Origin of the sequence: Bradyrhizobium sp. WSM2254 (genome assembly GCF_000472645.1) — a bacterium.
Classification (GTDB): Bacteria; Pseudomonadota; Alphaproteobacteria; order Rhizobiales; family Xanthobacteraceae; genus Bradyrhizobium; species Bradyrhizobium niftali.
This window is the reverse complement of sequence record NZ_KI421447.1, coordinates 68,334-85,787: the sequence shown is the minus strand read 5'-3', so window position 1 is coordinate 85,787 and position 17,454 is coordinate 68,334. Positions and strand designations below refer to the sequence as shown.

General features: G+C 59.9%; 14 protein-coding genes. 4 read left to right on the top strand and 10 right to left on the bottom strand.

From position 1 onward, the window contains the following. The first annotated feature begins 25 nt into the window (after positions 1–25). The 3 genes from A3M7_RS0142755 to A3M7_RS0142745 are packed head-to-tail and all read left to right on the top strand — an operon-like array spanning position 26 to position 3,065. A complete protein-coding gene (locus tag A3M7_RS0142755; protein WP_027549396.1) occupies positions 26–1,237 on the top strand; it encodes a glycosyltransferase family 4 protein in 1,212 nt (403 codons plus the stop codon). After that, positions 1,234–1,971, top strand: coding sequence for a bifunctional 2-polyprenyl-6-hydroxyphenol methylase/3-demethylubiquinol 3-O-methyltransferase UbiG (locus A3M7_RS0142750; RefSeq protein WP_049824047.1), 738 nt, complete (start codon positions 1,234–1,236; stop codon positions 1,969–1,971). Before A3M7_RS0142755 ends, A3M7_RS0142750 begins: the two co-directional genes overlap by 4 nt. Before the next feature lie 20 nt (positions 1,972–1,991). Then, entirely contained in the window at positions 1,992–3,065 is a 1,074-nt protein-coding gene (locus A3M7_RS0142745; protein WP_027549394.1) for a glycosyltransferase family 1 protein, read from the top strand. Between the two features lie 85 nt (positions 3,066–3,150). Here A3M7_RS0142745 and A3M7_RS0142740 read toward each other — a convergent pair whose 3' ends face one another. From A3M7_RS0142740 to A3M7_RS49395, 9 genes are all read right to left on the bottom strand, one after another. Beyond that, a complete protein-coding gene (locus tag A3M7_RS0142740; RefSeq protein ID WP_084303034.1) occupies positions 3,151–4,266 on the bottom strand; it encodes an acyltransferase in 1,116 nt (371 codons plus the stop codon). A gap of 53 nt (positions 4,267–4,319) precedes the next feature. After that, positions 4,320–5,186 carry a glycosyltransferase family 2 protein gene (locus A3M7_RS0142735; RefSeq protein ID WP_198033922.1) on the bottom strand — a complete coding sequence of 289 codons (867 nt, stop codon included), beginning with the start codon at positions 5,184–5,186 and terminating at the stop codon, positions 4,320–4,322. A 226-nt stretch (positions 5,187–5,412) separates the two neighbouring features. Next, on the bottom strand, positions 5,413–6,528 hold the full coding sequence (locus A3M7_RS0142730) for a glycosyltransferase family 1 protein (RefSeq protein WP_027549391.1): 1,116 nt from the start codon (positions 6,526–6,528) through the stop codon (positions 5,413–5,415). A 69-nt stretch (positions 6,529–6,597) separates the two neighbouring features. Then, positions 6,598–8,022 carry a hypothetical protein gene (locus tag A3M7_RS0142725; RefSeq protein WP_156937140.1) on the bottom strand — a complete coding sequence of 475 codons (1,425 nt, stop codon included), beginning with the start codon at positions 8,020–8,022 and terminating at the stop codon, positions 6,598–6,600. 26 nt (positions 8,023–8,048) lie between these two features. After that, positions 8,049–9,356 (bottom strand): glycosyltransferase, encoded by a 1,308-nt coding sequence (locus A3M7_RS0142720; RefSeq protein ID WP_084303033.1) that lies wholly within the window; start codon positions 9,354–9,356, stop codon positions 8,049–8,051. Positions 9,357–9,497: 141 nt separating this feature from the next. Beyond that, entirely contained in the window at positions 9,498–10,691 is a 1,194-nt protein-coding gene (locus A3M7_RS45805) for a polysaccharide biosynthesis/export family protein (RefSeq protein ID WP_049824046.1), read from the bottom strand. Positions 10,692–10,818: 127 nt separating this feature from the next. After that, complete coding sequence (locus tag A3M7_RS45800; RefSeq protein WP_156937139.1) at positions 10,819–11,955, bottom strand: glycosyltransferase; 1,137 nt, start codon at positions 11,953–11,955, stop codon at positions 10,819–10,821. Between the two features lie 393 nt (positions 11,956–12,348). Continuing rightward, positions 12,349–15,714 carry a hypothetical protein gene (locus A3M7_RS0142705; protein WP_027549388.1) on the bottom strand — a complete coding sequence of 1,122 codons (3,366 nt, stop codon included), beginning with the start codon at positions 15,712–15,714 and terminating at the stop codon, positions 12,349–12,351. A 201-nt stretch (positions 15,715–15,915) separates the two neighbouring features. Continuing rightward, positions 15,916–16,131: a hypothetical protein gene (locus A3M7_RS49395; RefSeq protein WP_156937138.1), complete on the bottom strand. Its 216-nt coding sequence runs from the start codon at positions 16,129–16,131 to the stop codon at positions 15,916–15,918. Positions 16,132–16,273: 142 nt separating this feature from the next. Here A3M7_RS49395 and A3M7_RS0142700 point away from each other — a divergent pair, with 142 nt between their 5' ends. Beyond that, positions 16,274–16,837 carry a serine O-acetyltransferase gene (locus A3M7_RS0142700; RefSeq protein ID WP_049824045.1) on the top strand — a complete coding sequence of 188 codons (564 nt, stop codon included), beginning with the start codon at positions 16,274–16,276 and terminating at the stop codon, positions 16,835–16,837. Here A3M7_RS0142700 and epsC read toward each other — a convergent pair. Beyond that, positions 16,834–17,430 carry a serine O-acetyltransferase EpsC gene (epsC, locus tag A3M7_RS50200; RefSeq protein WP_198033921.1) on the bottom strand — a complete coding sequence of 199 codons (597 nt, stop codon included), beginning with the start codon at positions 17,428–17,430 and terminating at the stop codon, positions 16,834–16,836. The two genes, A3M7_RS0142700 and epsC, sit on opposite strands and share 4 nt — an antisense overlap. Positions 17,431–17,454 lie beyond the last annotated feature (24 nt).

Below are 17,454 nucleotides of genomic sequence, written 5' to 3'. Positions count from 1 at the left end.
CTATTATGTCAGGTAACGAACATACATGCGGATTCTCTTCGTCTCAGCCTTCTTTCCGCCCTTTGTCCAAGGCGGAGCCGAAATCTCTGCGCGCAATCTGGCGGCGTGGCTCCATGCGAACGGCCATGAGGTTGCCGTCCTGACCACAGCACCGACGCCCGCGGATGAGGTGAGGGGGGCGATCGTTGACGGTCTCAAAGTCTGGCGCTTTCATATGCCTCGGCCGTACACCGTGTTTGAAGCGGCTCAGAAATCCGGTTTACAGAAGTCGGTCTGGCACCTTCAAGACCATTTTGATCCTCGTAACGAACGGATCATGCGTCAGGTGCTAGATGAGTTTAGTCCCGATCTGGTCAATATCCACGTCCTGCAAGGCGTCGGTTGGAATGCCCTTCGCGTGATCGGTGCGAGGAACATCCCCGTCGTCGTCACGCTGCACGATCTCAGCCTCGCTTGTGTGAGGATGGCGATGTTCAAGGCGGGCCGGGAATGCGAACGTCTATGCGCGCCCTGCGCGGTTTCCTCCAGAGCGAAACTCGCGTTTCTCCGCTCGGTTCCACGATTGGGATTCGTGTCGCCTTCGCTCGCCATTCTTCGCCGTTTGTCGGCTCTGCAACCGCTCCAGGGCTGGGCCCAGGCCCATATTCTGAATCCCAACAAACCGCCGAGCCCGACGGTCGAGAGAAGCGCATCCAGGACCGTCCGCTTCCTGTATGTCGGGCGCCTGCATGAATCGAAGGGGCTGTATGTTCTGCTCCAGGCCATCGAGCCGCTGGCGGAGCGCCATGAGTTCAAGCTGACGCTGGTGGGGACCGGCCCCAGCGAAGACGATCTCAAGCGGCGCTTTGGCCAACGTCGCTGGGTCGAATTCACCGGGCATGTCTCGGTGCAGGAAGTCACCAACCGGATGACGCAAAGCGACCTCCTTCTCGTGCCGTCCGTATGGTTCGAAAACTCGCCCGGCGTGATCATCGAGGCCCTCGGACGCGGCCTTCCCGTCATGGGAAGCAACGCGGGCGGAATACCGGAGCTCGTGACACACGAGAAAAACGGTGTCCTTGTGGAGGCCGGCGATGTAAGAGCCTGGAGCGCGGCGATAGAAGGAATACTTGATCATCCGGAGCGTCTCGACGCGTACAAGGACAGCGCCGACGCAGCCATGCAAGAATTCAATCAGGACACTTTGGGGCGGCGAGTTGTTGCCTTCTACGAAAAAGTGAGGACGCAACCGGCATGAATTCCACCTCGACGGAGAAGCCGGTGGCCGGCGCAACAAGCAGGTACAGGCAGGACGACTACGCGGTCGAAAATCCGGAATGGCACGAGGAAGATGCGCCGTGGAAGGCTGCGCATATCCGGACGATCCTGGAGCGTAACCACATCCAGTGGAGGACGCTTGCCGACATAGGCTGCGGGACGGGTGCGATTGTTGGAGTTCTCTCCAAGCACTACCCGCAATCGAGAATGGAAGGATTTGAGGTCTCGCCCTATGCTCACGACCTGTCGCGCAAACGGGCGTCGGAAAATCTGAGCTTCAGCATGGAGAATGCTTTCCAATGTGGGAAGCAGTTCGACGTGGCCATGGCGATTGACGTGGTGGAGCACGTGGAAAATCCCTTTGAATTCCTCAGGGCGATGCGGACGATGTCTCGTTGGCAGGTCATCCACATTCCGCTCGACATGAATGCTCTTGCGGTCGGGCGCGGTTGGGTGTTGCCCGAAGCCCGTCGCTCGCTGGGGCATATCCATTATTTCTCCCGGGACAGCGCGTTGTCGATGATCGCGGAATCCGGCCTGGAGACAATCGACAGCTTCTATACGGCCTGGGCCATCGACCAATCGTACAAGACCTGGAAGAAGCGGTTGGCCGCATGGCCACGGCGATTGGCGTTTCGTGCCGCTCCCGACGCCACGGTTCGACTTGTGGGCGGATGGTCCCTCATGGTTCTCAGCCGTTCGACCCTGGCGTAAGCCCGCGAAGTCATTGAATCATGGCTGATGTCTTCTTGAACGGACGGTTCCTCTCACAATCGCTGAGTGGTGTTCAGCGATTTGCCGCGGAAATCGTCAGGGCAATCGATCAATTGATCGATCGGCAGCAACTGCCTGCTCGGCTGAGCGATGCAAGCTGGACCCTCCTGGTGCCTTCGAATGCCGAGGAACGTCTGGCGCTGAAGCACATCCGCATCGAAAGTGTAGGAACGCGAACCGGACATGCTTGGGACCAGATCGATCTCGCAATGGCGGCGCGTAACGGTACCCTCATCAGCCTCGCCAATTCCGGGCCCGTGCTCCATCGTCGGCATCATATCGTGGTTCACGATGCGCAGGTCTTTCGCCATCCCGAGTTTTTCAGCCGCAGCTATGCGTCCTTCCATCGCGGCCTTGGACGGCTCTACGCGAGGACCGCGAACCTCATCACCGTATCAAGGTTCTCCCGGAGCGAGCTCTCGGCTGTCCTCGGTATCCCGTCCGATGCCATCACGGTCTGCTCGAACAGTGCGGAACATCTGGCCGGGGTCAAACCGGACCCTTCGATACTCGAGCGATTCGAGCTCGGGCCGGGCAAGTATTTCCTGGCGATCGGGTCGACGAAAAAGAACAAAAATATCCGGCTCGCAACCGACGCGATCAAGTCGATCCCGGTATCCCATCGGCTCGTGATCGTCGGTGCGGAGGATGAGCGCGTATTCCGGCACTCCGATCAGATCGCCGATGAACGAGTGGTGCGTGTCGGGCACATCTCCGATGAGGCGATCGCCGCACTGTATCAGCACGCGGCGGCATTGATCTTTCCAAGCTTCTATGAAGGCTTCGGCGTGCCCCCGCTCGAGGCGATGCTATTCGGCTGCCCGGTGATCGCTTCGGACATCGCCGTGCTACGCGAAATCTGCGGTGACGCGGCCGAATATTGCAGCCCGACCGATGCAGGCCAGTTGTCGCGTCTGATGCTCGAGCGGATCGAGAAGGGACCGCTGTCCGCGGTCGAGCGACAACGTCAGGCGGGCCGGTTGGCACAATATACCTGGACCACCTCGGCTCTTGCGTTGCTGAATTCGATATAGTCGCGTCTCATGCCACGGGCGCGCGGCGAACAGCCTGACGCAGCAATCGCGATCTGAACTGCGCCAAGATAAATGGCAGCGACGACTAGTCAGAGGACGGTGCCGGAGCTCGTCCCTGGTAGTTCGAGGCGACCGTCGCGGTCTTGGCGGGGGCAAACAGGTTTTGCATCGAACGGGCATTCAGCAGGGGGGCTTCGATCAGGCGATGGAAAGCAAAGGCCGCCAGCTGGCAGATGACCAGGATCGCCACAAAATACACGGCGTGCGGTATCGCGATCGATTGGTCGATTTTGACCGCGATCTTCACGAGCAGCGAGATCAGTGGATAATGGAGGAGATAGAGCGCATACGACGCCGCTCCTGCCTCCTCCAGCGGGGCAATTCGCCGGTTCAGGTATGGCATCGAGCACACGCCGTAGATGATTCCCGCCGCGCCAAGCCCGAACAGCAGAAGCTCGGCCTTTGCGGGAATCTGCTTCGAGATCCCGAAGTAGAACGTGACGGTGAAGACGATCAGGCCGGCGAAGAGGAAATACGGGCCGCCAGCGGAATGCTCGCGAACATAGAGCCACGCAATGCCGACCCCTGCCAGGAAGAGCAGGTGGTTGTTGTTGAAGATGAAATCGATCAACCAGCCTTTTCCGTCGATCAGAGCGAGCGGCAGGCCAGCAAGGCCCCAGGCGATCAGAAGGGCGAATCCGATTTTTCGGTTCCACAGGAAGACGGCGAACATCGCGTAGAAGAGAATTTCGTGGCGAAGTGTCCACTCCGTAGCCAGGATGACCTCTTCCTTCACGGGCAAGATCAGCAGCGACAGGATGACGTCGCTGCCGCCCGGCACGTTCGTGGAAAAGCCGAGGAATGACAGGATGATCAGGGGAACGAGCACGATCCAAAGCGACGGATAGAGGCGGCGAAAGCGCTTTGTCGCGAACCGGGCGATGGCGCTGCCGTTACCCTCGAGATCGCGATGATGCGCCAGGTAAATGACGAATCCGCTCAGGACGAAAAACAGTTGAACGCCCGAATGGCCCGCCTTGAACAATGGAAACGTGCCGACGCCGAAATACTTCGGCATCAGCATGGTCACCTCGCAGTGATAGGCCACAACGAGCAGTGCCGCGATGCCACGGATCCAGTTCAACTGCAGCAGTTGTCCTTGCCGTGGCACCTTAGTTTCTCTCGGAAGTTCGGGCTTCATGAAAGATGACTTCCCTCGTCAAGTCGCAGCGTGAGGATGCCGATGCCTGAAGCTCAGCCCGTGCGCTTGGTGATCCTGTCCACGCCAGGCGGCCGGAACAGCGGCACGGCAAAGCGCGACTTGAACAGAAGGAGGCTGCGAATGTGCGTCCTTCCTGCGAATGTGAGAGGACCGGCGGCGCTCGACCGCTGATGGTCGTGAACGAGCTTCGCTCCGGGGATGCCTTTGATCGTGTGTCCGGCCCGCCAGAGACGAGCGCAGAGATCGACGTCCTCCATGTATAGGAAATAGCTCTCGTCCATTCCCTGGATCTGCTCATATGCGGTGCGCCGGACGACAAAGCCCGTCCCCATCACCCATTCCGCATCGAACGGCTTTCCGGTCTCCCAGGCGTCCTTCATCAGGTGCTTTTCGGTGCGCCCGGGCGCCATGGCTCCGATCCAGTCCACGCGCCGGGCAAGAACGTCGAACACCGAGTAGAAGCGCCGGGCCGAGTATTGCCGGCTTCCGTCGGGATTGACGAGGTCAAGCCCGACCAGGGCGGTTTCGGGATTCCGCTCCATGAAGTCAACAACGGGAGCGACGCTGTTGAACTCGAAATAGGTGTCGGGATTCAGGACGAGAAGATAATCGGCGGTGGTTTTCGCAACGCCCAGATTCACGCCGGCTCCAAAACCGCCATTGTAGTCGGCGACGACCGTTCGAATGTCGGGCAGGGCCTTGCGGACTTCGTCGATCGAGTTGTCGCCGGAACAGTTGTCCACGACCAGTACGCCGTCCGAATCCACCACGCCATGCTCCAGCATCGACTTTACGCAGCGAATGGTCAGTCGAGCGGTTCTGAAGTTGACGATGACCGCCTGGAGCTTGCCAGAACTGCTCATCAGGCGAGATTCCCGCAGAGTTGAAGGCTCGGCCATGCAAAAACGTGCTCGCTATGACAAGCCGCGTCCATGGCGGGATTGCCGTCTCCGTGTGACGTCACAACTGCTGCTGATCCTTTGCATGGGTTCCGATTTTCCTGGATGTGCTCGGCGGCTCTTCTCGGTCTTGATGCGGTCATACCATAACTTTCCGAATGACCCCCGTGACAAACTCAGCCGGAGAGCCTCTATTTTCAGCGAGAATCTGCGCAAGTAACATGCACTAACCCAGATTTTGGAGAAGCGACTGCGCAACTCTGTGAGGTGCGAACGCCTCTCGGACTTCGGCGACGGTCTCTGTGGACAGACGTTTGCCGGAATTCAAAGATGCGGTCATCTGTTCCGCCCATGCGTCGACATTCGTCGGATCGGCGACATATTCCGCCTTGCCCAGGGTTGCTTCGGGAAGCGATGTCACGCCGCTGACGAGCGTCGGGACTCCGAAGCCCATCGCCTCCGCTGCCGGCATGCCGAAGCCCTCGTAGAGAGAGGGCAAGACGAACAGCCTCGTGTTTCGGTAGAGTTCGCCGAGATCTGCATCCGACAATATACCCGTCATCACGATGCGAGCCGCGGTCTTCTCACTCGCATTCTCGCGTATCAAGCGCATCTTCTCGTCCGAGGCCTTGCCGGCGAGATACAGTTCGATCTCGGGATTCGATTGGGCCACCCGATCGAAAGCCTTGATGAGGACGCCCAGGTTCTTGTGCGGGAAGGGATGGCTGACGGTGAGGATGTAAGGCCGGCTCGCAAGCTTGCGGGTTGCCTCGCTGACTTCGCCCTGTTCCAGCCTGGCCCACTCGATGGCGTTGTAGATGACCTTGCACTTGTCGGCCGCCGTGTCTCCGAAATGGAGTCGAACGTATTCCTTCTCGGAATTGGATATCAGAAATACGAGGTCCGCCGTCTGGAACATGCGGGGAAGATAGAAGTCGAGCCAGGCCTTCCTCTTGCTGGAATGGTACTGCGGCAGCACCTTGTACTGAATGTCGTGGAGGATCACGGCCGACCTCGCCCGGCTGCCGGGGCGCCGCGGCGGAAGGAAATAGTTCGGATAGACCGCCCAACCGTTCCCAGACCTTCGCCATTCGAACAGAAGTTCTTCGGCGAAGCGGCTGTTCTTGCCAGGAAGCGGGTATTGCCGCTGCTGCGCGATCGCAGGGGTTTTCTCCATCCATCGCAGGAATTCGGGCGACAGGCGGCCCGGATCGGAAAACGCGAGCGTCAACGCGGCTTTCGCCTTGTCGAGCCCGTGAATGAGGTTGTAGATCGCCGATTCAGTGCCGCCGATCTTGTGGTGATGTATCGCGAACAGCGGAATTGTGAGTTCACTGGGCATTGCTTCGCTTGACTTTGATCGTGCCAACAATGAGCTGAGGTCTCTTTCGGGTTCGGTTTCGCGGCAACATCAGTTGAGCACCCGAATGGTGACCGGCGCGGACGCATCCATGTAGTAGACGACCGGATTTGGTTCCACCTCGCCCTGAGGACCCGCGGCCGGCGTGGTTTCGTCGCACATCCGCCGTCCCGATGCGTCGGGCAGGTTCGCCAGGGCGTATCGTGCCCTCACGGTCGAGCCCGAGGACCAGAGAACGACGCTCTGCCGCGCGCCGCGTCGCGCCCTGAAAACGAAGACGTCCGGAAGGGGTTCCTGGATGTCGACGTGATCGGCCGAGCGAACCAGATCCGTCGCTTCACGCACGAAGCAAGCGGCCGGCTTCGGCTCGTCGGTGAACGTGAACAGCCCGAAATTGTTTTCCCTGTCCGTCGGACTGGAACCGATGTTCTTCAATTCATGCACCCAAATGCCCTTGATCCAGGGGATGGCGGCGCTCTGCAAGATGAATTGAGCGAAATTGTTGCCGGCAACCAGGGGCATGACTCCACACGGCTCATTGGAGGTCGGCCAGCTGAATTCGGTGACGTAGATCGGCGTGACGGCCCCGCCACGGTCCTGCATCAGTTCCTGTTGCAATCGCTTGACCCGGCCGATCAGTTCGGTGGCAGTTCTGTTTTGCGGCTTCAGGCAATGATTGTAGAGATGAACGGACAGGCCATCGGCACCGTTCAGGACGCCGTCGCGGACGATCGCCCTCGTCCATTTCCAGTCGATGTCGTCACCCACAGCTCCGACGATCACCTGAGCATGCGGATTCGCGCTCTTTACGGCGCGAACTCCGGAATTCGCGACGCGGGCATAGTTGACCGCGGATCGGGGGTCGCTGGGCGGTCCTTCGCCGACGAGTCTCGGCAGGCGCGTCCCCGTGCCGATGTCGATATTCCATTCGTTCCAGATCTCGTAGATCGGATCGTATTGCCGCGTCAGCTCGACGACTTTCTTGAGGTAGGCATCGAATACACCGAGCGCGTCATTGGAGATCGGCGGCACACCTCCCGGCACGGACGAGTTTGCGGCCCCGACATTGAGGACGGGCTTCAATTTCGATTGGGGCAGGAAATTCATCAGCCGCTGCGACTTGACGAGCACCGGCCCTTGCGGCGGAAAGCTGAAGGACTGCCAGGGCAGGTAGTCGCGATACGACGCAGCCCCGATCTGCGCCAGCTCGTGCAGCGCCGTGGTTGCGGAATCGTATCCGAGCGTGCGGACGAGGCCGAAATGGATGTTTGATCCTATCAGCAACGTGCCTGCCGGATTGGCGCGAGCGATCGGCGGCAGAGTGACGATTTTCTCCGCGGCCGCGGCGCGATCGGCGCCGAAGATCGTGATGCCGCACAGCAGGCACCATGGAATGGCACGACGCAGCACCGCAGAGACCGGCGCGCCGGTGCGTGTCGGACGCGATGTTGCAGGCTTAAGGCCAGGCTTGGTCAAGGATCTCGTCAAGGTTCTCTTGGGCCTCATTGGCTCGCATGCCCGCGGAAGTTGCGAATCTCGTCGATGAACTTGAGGTATTTCGCGCCCAGAAAGTCCTGATCGAATTCGCGGGCGCGCCCCATGGCATTGGCCTGGTAGCGGCGAAGCGTGTCGCGGTCCGACAGGATCTTTTCGAGGCCGTCGCGCCACGCCTGGACGTCTCCCGGAGGCAGCAGCAATCCCGTTTCATCGTGCTCGACCAGTTCGGGGATTCCGCCGAAATTGCTGCCGATTACCGGAACGCCCACGCCGAGGGCCTGGATGACGACGCCCGGCGAGTTCTCCAGCCAGATCGAGGGAATGCAAAGCGCGTCGCTCGTCGCGATGTGATTGATGGCCTCTTGCAGCGGAACGTGGCCGGTGAAGCTGATCCACGAATGATGACCAAACCTCTTGCGTAAGGCGGGCTCATGCCCGCCGCCGCCGACGATCGTGAAGGTGAACGGCCAGCGATCCACGAGCCCTTCGGCGGCTTCCAGCAGAACGTCGATTCCCTTGGCCTCGTGCAGCCGCCCGGCGTAGACGAAGCGGACCGCCTCGGACTCGACGCGCTGGACCGTCGGCGACGGATACTTGTTCGCGTTGAGAATGTGCGCGGTCGGAAATTGCTTGAGCGGCTGAAACTCTGCATTCCGCTCGAGATTGGCGCGGGACGGTGAGCAGAAGCCGACTCTGCGCATCGACAGAATTCCACGCCGCTTGACGCCCGCCGACAACTTGCACACGCCGCACTGCGTTTCGCAGGTCTTGCCGTCGACGAACATGGTCAGCCGCAGGCAGGACAGCGCCAGGTCCGGCATCACGTACATCATCGGGAGATCGCGCTTGGCGAACTCCTGCAAGACGTTGTGTCCGATGCCAGTCAGATAATGCACATTGCAGAAGTCGGGTTTGAAATCGTCGAGCACGCGGCCGACGATGCGCGAATTTCTCGGGTCCAGGTGATCTTGCAGATGCCACAACGGCTTCAGGTAGGTCTCGTCGACGCGCCCCTGTTTGTAGATCGGGTATGGGCGCGGCATGTAGATGCTCCAGATTCTCATGCCATCGACAAGCTCGCCGAACTTCTCCTCTTCGCGAGACTTTGCAGCCGTGAGTACGCCGATTTCATGTCCCTGCTTCAGGAGCCAGGAAGAGAGGTTGAAAGCAGAGATTTCAGCACCACCGAGCACATTCGGGGGAAACATGGCCGAGACGACCAGAATGCGCATACGTTCAAGCTCCAAAAGATCAGCGGATCTGGGTTCGTTTAGCTGCAGACCCAGCGCCTTTTTATGACGTGCTCGGGCCATCTTGCAGTATCCAGGCCAAATGCAGGGCTCACCGCTGACCGAAATGAGGCAGCAGGACCGCGCACAGCCAGGAGCACTGGAAGCGAACGCGGCGCTGCATGATTGCAGCGCCACGTTCCCGGTATCACCAGTTTGTGTTTGTTATTTCGTCAGCGTTTGAATGTTAACGGCCGTGTCCGTTCCGGCGAGCATGAGCGCGAAGAACTTGATCAGCTCTGTGCTCGGCGATTCAGACACCACGATTGCGTCGTGATCTCGGATCTGGAAGGAGTCGGCGAAGAACAACCCGTCCGGCTTGCTCCAGTCGAAGTTGTAAACTGTCGGAACCAGCTCACCGGGGAAACGTTCGACATCGATTCCGGCCGACTTGAGCAGATTGCGCGGCTCAAGACGAAGAACATAGACCGCAGGTGAATTGGCGCGCGCGCCGTCCAGGCCGCCGGACTTCGCGATCGCTTCAGCCAGCGTCATCCGGTCGTTTTCGAACGTGAACCTGCGATTGTTGGTGCCGCCGATCGAGCCAGGCGAGGGCGTCGATCCGAAGACCATGAACACCCGTGGCTCCCGTGACAGATAGACGACATCGCCCGGCGCGAGGAACGCATCCTCTTCGGGATGGCGCACGATCGAGCTCATCGTCTCGGTATACGTCTTGCTGCCCCGCTTGATCTTGACCTTGGTTTCCCACGACGGATATTTTGGACCGCCTGCGCGCGCGATAGCGCCCATCACGCGAATTCCGCCCGGATCGACCGGGAATCTGAGCGGCGCATTGACCTCGCCGAGCACGCTGATCTGATTGCCACGCTGTTCGACGACGGAAACGACCGCCTGCGGATCGATCGCGCGGTTCTTGATCCGCTCGCGAACGATGTCGGCCACCGCACGGGCAGTCAGCCCGGCGGCCTTGATCGTGCCTGCGTAAGGGACCGTGATGTTGCCGGATTGGTCGACCTGCTGGCGAGGTATGTCGACGAAGTTACCAGGCCGGACGCTGGCCTCGCGCGGAATGAAGAGGCCGCCGGACTGGGCTTCGAACACAGTTACAGTGACGATATCGCCGACGCCGATAGTGATGTCTTTGTAATTTCCGCCAGGCAAATTGCGAAAATTGCCGCTGAGGTGATCACTGATCGAATTTGCCGACGTCATGATCTGCGGGTTTACCGCCAGAAGCGCGTAAGGCACCGGCGGGCTGGGCGCGACCGTCAGCGCCGCATTAGTGACGACCGAAGCCCCGTTCGGCGCATCTTGTGGCGTAAACCCGGCGCAGCCAGCCAAGCAAATGGCAGAGATGGCAAGCGCGGGTGAAAACTTGAAAATCGATGCTAGCAAAACGCGCGTCCTATCTCACTCTTGGCCTGCGTAAAGTTCTTAGCAGCCGCACCATTTGAGACCAAGTCTGGAGGACGTTGCAACGGACCATTGAAAGTCACTGTTGCATTCTGGCCACTTCGTCGCGCTAGAAGACAAGTTTGGACAGATGTTTCGGCGACGTCGTGATCACCGCTGCGTAAACTTTAAGCAGCTCCTGGTGCGTGCTGTCGATGTTGAACACCGATACGAAGCGCTCGTAACCAGCTTCTCCCAACGCGCGCAAATTTACGCCTGATGCTCGCCTCAGACCTGCCACAAGTGCCTTCGTTCCGGCAGGATCGCAGATCAGCCCGGTCACTCCGTCCTCGATGATTTCCGGCAATGCGCCCGCGCGAAATGCTAGGATCGGCTTGTGCGCGCGCATTGCTTCCAGCGCGACGAAACCGAAGGCCTCCCACCGCGATGGAATGATGGCGAGGTCTGCCAGGTCGAGCTGGGCCTCGATGTCCGTCCGCGCGAGCCAGCCCAGAAGGGTGACATTCGAAGGCATGGTGTGGTCGCCTTCCTCGTTGACCACCGCGGATCCGATCATCCGGACGTCAATGGACGTCTCGAGCTGCCTCGCAGCCTCGATCAGGAAGTCGTATCCTTTTTGTCGATCAAGGCGTCCGATGAACAGAACCTTCAGCTTCGATGTGCTCCAAGTGGCGTCATCGTGGCTGAAATTTGGGCGCTCGTTGCGCATCCCGCTCAGAACGAGGCTGAGCTGTTTTTCCGGGATGCCGGCGTCGCGCGCCGCCGCGTACTCGTTTTGCGAGATACAGATGATTCTGTCGGTGACCTTGGCGAGCACCCGCTCCGCGATCTTGGCGACGGCATTGCTGAAGCGCGACGTCTCGCGGGAGAAGGCCCAGCCATGCGGGCAATAGACGATGGGAGGACGTTTGCGCATGAAAACGAACGCCGTTCGCACGATCAGGCCGGCGAGCGTCGAGTGAACGTGCACGATGTCCGGCTTGGCAATCTGCACTTGCCGCATGGTCTCAAGCGCCAGCCTCAGCAGGCTGGGCAAATTGCGGCCCGAGCGGTCAAAAGCGACGATATTGGAATTTGCAATCCCGATAAGGTCGGCCCGATGGTCCGACGGTACGATATAACACACGTTTTCCTTGCCGAAAGTCTGGCACTGAAGCGCGTGCAATTCGGTGAAATAGGTCGCGATCCCACCGCGGATAGTCTCGGCAACGTGGATGATCTTCAGCCGAGGGGAATCAGACGTCATTCGGAAATTGACTTGATGGAGACATATGCAACCCACACAACAAACACCCGGTCTTCAACGATATTCCTGCTTCCGCCCCAGGCAAGCCCGGTGCGGGCCGAGCATCCTTCGCTGACAGACTTAACCAAAACGAGCTTTGTGGCAATTCAGCGCCCCCGCTGAATTTTGCGGCTTCCTAGTCCACCCTTTGCTGATCTCTGGATTGTATACGTAGGCACCAATTTGGCCTCGAATGGTCACGCCATCCGATCTGCCGTTCACCGGTCCATCTCTATATTTCCGCTCGCACGATTGCAACGCGAATATAACGGCACTTCGCGCGCTTGCTGGGTGCGAAGTGACAGAAGAGCGACAAGTGCCGGATCGCGAGGCAGGCTGCGCGATCCGTGCAGCCTACACGAGTAGGAAATTGTCGTGCGTAAGATTGGTCGAATTGACATGCGCGAGCAGAATCGAAGCGCCATCGCCCAGATGGACGATCGTGTCTGCTCCCGCCTGGGCGATGTTCAAGTGAGCGAAGTCGGGTGCGAACGATTTGGACAGCTGGATGACATCGTGGCTTGCAGCAGCGCCCGCGTGGAAGCCGGAGATCTGATCGTTGCCCCCCTTGAAGACGAATGTCGTCGAAGCCGCCGCCGTGAACAGGTCGTTTCCGCTGCCGCCCTTTAGCGTGACGCCGGCTGCATTCGCCGTCTCGACATGCGTGCCGTCGGCCTTGAGCAGATCGGTCTTCTGCAGGACGCCCGAGGCGTTGTAGGTCTTGTCCTGCACGCCGGTCGACAGGAAGGTATAGACGTCCTTCGCGCCGCTGCTCTGGGTTACGACCTTGGATGCCAACTGGCCGTTAGCGTCGTAGTAGGTCGCGGTCGAGCTGCCGTCCGCACCGGCCTTGAAGGTGTAGTCGAGTGTGCCATCGGCATGGGTGCGCGTCGCCGAAGTGAGCTTGCCGGCGGGGTCGACGTGCTGAACGATGTTGACGTATGACTGGCCGACGACGCCATAGGCATAATTGTCCTGGCTGCCGTCCGTGTGCAGCACGTACATCTTGGTCTTCACGCCGTCCGTGAAGAGAGACGTTGAGGTGGGGCCGTCCGCGTTCTTGACGATCTCCTGAGTGATCGACCCGGCGGCATTGAACAGGTCGTGGACCGACGATCCATCCGTATGGTGCACCGTCTGGGCCAGCTTCGTGCCGTGACCGTCGTATTGCGTGCTGGTCTTCGTCCCCTGGGTGTCGACGACCTCTGTGTATTCCAGGGTGCCATCGCCATGCGTGCGGACGATCGATGCCAATTGCCCTGATGCGCTGACGTGCTGGACGATGTTTTCGTACGTTTCACCCGCGATGTTGAACGCGTAATTGTCCTGACTGTGATCGGCGTTCGTGACGTACACTTTCGTCTTGATGCCGCCGCTGAAGAGTGAAGTCGTGCTGGTGCCGCCCGCGGCGGCCACTACTTCGCTCGAGAGTGCGCCAGTCGAGTCGAAATTGTCGGTGGTCGTGATGGCGCCTACAATTGTGACCTTCTGTGCGTAGCTGCCATCGGCGTGCAGGCGCTCGAACAGCACAAGGCGACCCTCCGCGTCGAATCCGCTGTGCTCCGTCACATAAGCCTTTTGCTTGATGTTCAGCGCGTAGATGTCCTTCGTCCCGTCGGGATGCGAGCTCGCCTGAGCGATTTTCACGCCCTTGGCATCGAAGCTGGTCGACGTCGTCGTGCCGTCGGCGTTGCGCGTCTCGGTGTAGTCCAGGGTTCCGTTCGCGTGGGTCCGGACCACGGATGTGACAACGCCGCTGGCGGCGACGTGCAGAACCTCCGCCACATAGCTCTTCCCGGTGATGTGGTAGAAGTAATTGTCGTTGGAATGGTCAGTATTGGTGACGAACATGGCCGTCTTGACGCCCGAGGTGAAGAGCGTGGAGCTCGACGAGCCGTCGGCGTTCGTCTTGATTTCCGACACGAGCGCGCCTGCTGCGTTGTAATGATCCTCGGTTGAGCTTCCGTCCGCGCCGATATAGGTCTTTCCGGTGACGGCACCCGAGGCGGATTTGTGCGTCACCTCGGTGACATACGGCTTGTCCGTGATTCCATAGACGAATATGTCCTTCGACTTGTCGCTATGGGTGACCGTCATCGTCGTCTTGACGCCGTTTGCATAGGAGGAAGCGGCGGTCGATCCGTCGGCGTAGGTCACCAGCTGGTAAACCGGGAGGCCGGATTGATAGGCCGTCTCCTCGGTCGACGTGAGCGCGCCGGTCGAATCGTAATTCTCGGTGAGGCGCCAGGTTGGCGCCGAGGTGGTCACCGCGAACGAATAGCCGCCCTTGATCGTCGAAAGCACGCTGCCATAGTGCGAGATCATGTAATCCATGGTCTCTTTCGTCGACACGGCGAGAACATGGGTGTCGGTCAGCGTGATGGATTTGACGGCTCCGGCGGCGTTGAGGTCGGACAAGTCGGCCACGATTTCAGCTGCGGTGCCGGTGATTTCGGTCACGGGAGGCGGCGGCGCCGGGGTCGCGGGAGCGTCGATCTCGATGATGAGCGGATGGTCGCTCACCGGGACGGTGAAATCCTGGACGTTGGTGTAGGTCGCGATCGGCTTCGTGGTGTTCAGCGGGTCATAGATCGTGACGATTTTGTGTACGCTGTTCAGATGAACCTGAGCCTGCTTCGTCGGGTTCGCGATCTCGACGTCCTTGGCGTCATTCCAGAGTTGCGGCTCGGCCCAGACCACCAGCTCGTAGGCTCCATTGCTCTTGCCGAGGACCATGCTGGTGCCTGTCGCGGGCAGGTTATCGATCGTATAGCCGAGCGCCGTGGTGGGCGTGCGGCCGCCGTCACCATCGTCGGCAAGGAGTGTCGTCAGATTGTGGATCGCAGTCGCGGCCAGCTTCGGCGTGCCATCCGCATTGAAAAGGCCGAACTTGCCTTCAGGATCGGAGCTGCTGCCGTGGTCGAGCAGCTGGTACAGATAGGTCGTGGTGACGCCATTCTTGAAGGCATCGACGAGCGAATTCAGAATGGACTTTGCCTGCACCAGTTGGTCGACGCCGAGGCCTGTATAGCTCGCCAGCGTGGTGTAGCCCGTCTCGGTGATGACGGAGGGGTTGTTGGGTGAGCTGGTGGCTGCGAGGTCGACGGCGAACTTGATGCCGTAGTTCTCGGGTGTGGTTGTCGCGACGTACGCATGGGAGTTGGAAAAGTCGGAATATTTCGAGAGATCACCGAGCTTGGCGTAGCCGTTCTCGTCGTTCAGTCCCAGCGTCATGTTGTAGACCGCGACGTCGCTGAGATGTGCGTCGGCCTTGATGGTTGTGTACAGATCCTTCTGAAATTGCGCGGCAGCTTCTAGGGAGGAGCTGCCTTTGTAGGTGAAGGCCTGGATATTGGCTTCGTTGAGACCTTCGATCGCGATGACGCTATTCGGGTGTGTTGCGATGAAGCTGTCGAGGGAAGCGAGGAATTGAGCAATTCCTGGCGCCCCCGAAGCCGGCAGATTGGACGTCACTACGAAGTCGAACTTCACGCCGGCCGCTGCAAGCGCATCGACCACCGGGATTGCCGATGGGTCCGTGGGCAGGGAGTCGCGGATCGTGGTGACGCCGAGATAGCGCAGGTCGTCGATGATCAGGCTGGAGTTGGCGTAGGTTTCCCATGAGGATGCGGCCGAGTAGGCCGCATGCGTGTTGACTGCGATTGAATCGACGAATGCATGGGCGGAGAGGACGGCGGATGATGTACTGGTCGTCGTCATGATGCGATTCCAAGTTGAAGGCTATCACTCACCTCTCTCACGCAACTTGGAAGTTTTCATGTTTGAAGAGACCGGAACTATTTTCGTCGCGCTATCTCGATGAACTCGACGATCGCGCGAGCGTCGTAGTGGCAAACGTTTGCGCGCTGGTTCCGCGATGCGTGTGCGCGACGGTTCCGCGACGCGCGCATCTGCTCGTTCTCACGGCATCGCTGCGGAACCTGCGCTCTCACGCACAGCAAAGATGTCCGTTGCGATGAAAAAGTCGGCAGATGCTTCGTTCCTGCTCAGCCAACGTCGCATTGACTTGTGAATCGAGCACGCAATTCGGGCCGCGCGTTGTTCCAGTGTTGTTGGCCAGATGTCTATTGCGTGTTTCATGTTGCCGTTGTCGTGACGGCGCAAGATCGTCTGCATGGCCTAACGTCTCGCTTGCACAGCGACGAAGCAGCGAAGGGCCTCGGCGCTAGAATGGATGCTTGGAAAGCGTGTGGAACTTGCTACATCATTGTTCCGAGGCCGGTCGCAACATCGCAAGAACCGTCCAGCAGGGTGATGAATGAGCATGTGGAGACAGGATCTCAAGCGAAACGCCGCACGCAACGGTCTGGCTGGCGCGCTGGTCGCTTACGTCACGTCACCCGGCTTCGCCCTCGTGTCACGCGCGAGGCTTGCGTCCTGGCTGAACGTCCGGGGCAAGGGTTGCAGGGTGCTTTCGCGGCTGGTCTGGCGGTCCACCGTCAGGAACTACGGATGCTACGTTGCCCCTACCGCACGGCTCGGAGCTGGCCTGTGTCTGCCGCACCCGGTCGGCATCGTGATCGGCGAAGGCAGCGTGATCGGAAACGACGTGACGATCTACCAGGGCGTCACGCTCGGCCGGGCTTCGCATGACGTCGACGTATACCCGTCGATAGAGGATGGTGCGGTGATCTACGCGGGCGCAACCTTGCTGGGTCCAATCAAGATCGGACGCAACGCGGTCGTCGCGGCGCATTCGGTGGTGCTGTCTGACGTGCCGGACTTTGCCACGGTCGTGGGGGCGCCTGCGCGTATCGTCCGCACGGCCAGATCGGAAGACACGCTGCAGACCGCGGACGTGAATCGGGCGGCGTCGCGCTAGGCGGCTTCCGGCGCCAGGCCTTGCAACGCGTCTTGGGACTTCGGTGAAACGTCGGAGCGCGGCAAGATCTTGGCAGGAGCGCCGACCGCTATGGAATTGGGCGGCACATCCTTGAGCACGACCGCGTTTGCACCGATCATGGAATTGCTGCCGATGGTGATGCTGCCGAGGACGACGCATCCGGCCATCAGGGAAGCTCCATCCTCGATCCGCGGCCTGCCCCGATCGGAGTGGTCCTTTCGACCGATCGTAATGTGCTGCAGGAGTGTCACGCGTTTTCCGATGTCGCTGTCGCCTACCACGATTCCGTAGGGATGCGGGATATAGAGGCCGCCGTCGACGTTCGCTGCCAGGGCGATTTCCGAGCCGAACAGCAGGCAGGAGAACCACCAGACGATGCGACGCAGAATTCTGCCGATGAGGGGTACCCGGAAGAGCGCCTCCTGGATGCGCCAGACGAACACGAACTGGAAGCCCGGCGTCAACAGCACCATGCGCGCGACAAATGCGGAATTCACCGGGGTGCGCTCGCGCGAGGCGTAGTGGGCAAGATCCTCTTTGATCTTGTCGATGATCTTCGTCTTCTGGGTCATGAACGTGAACTCCGCAACGCCGGC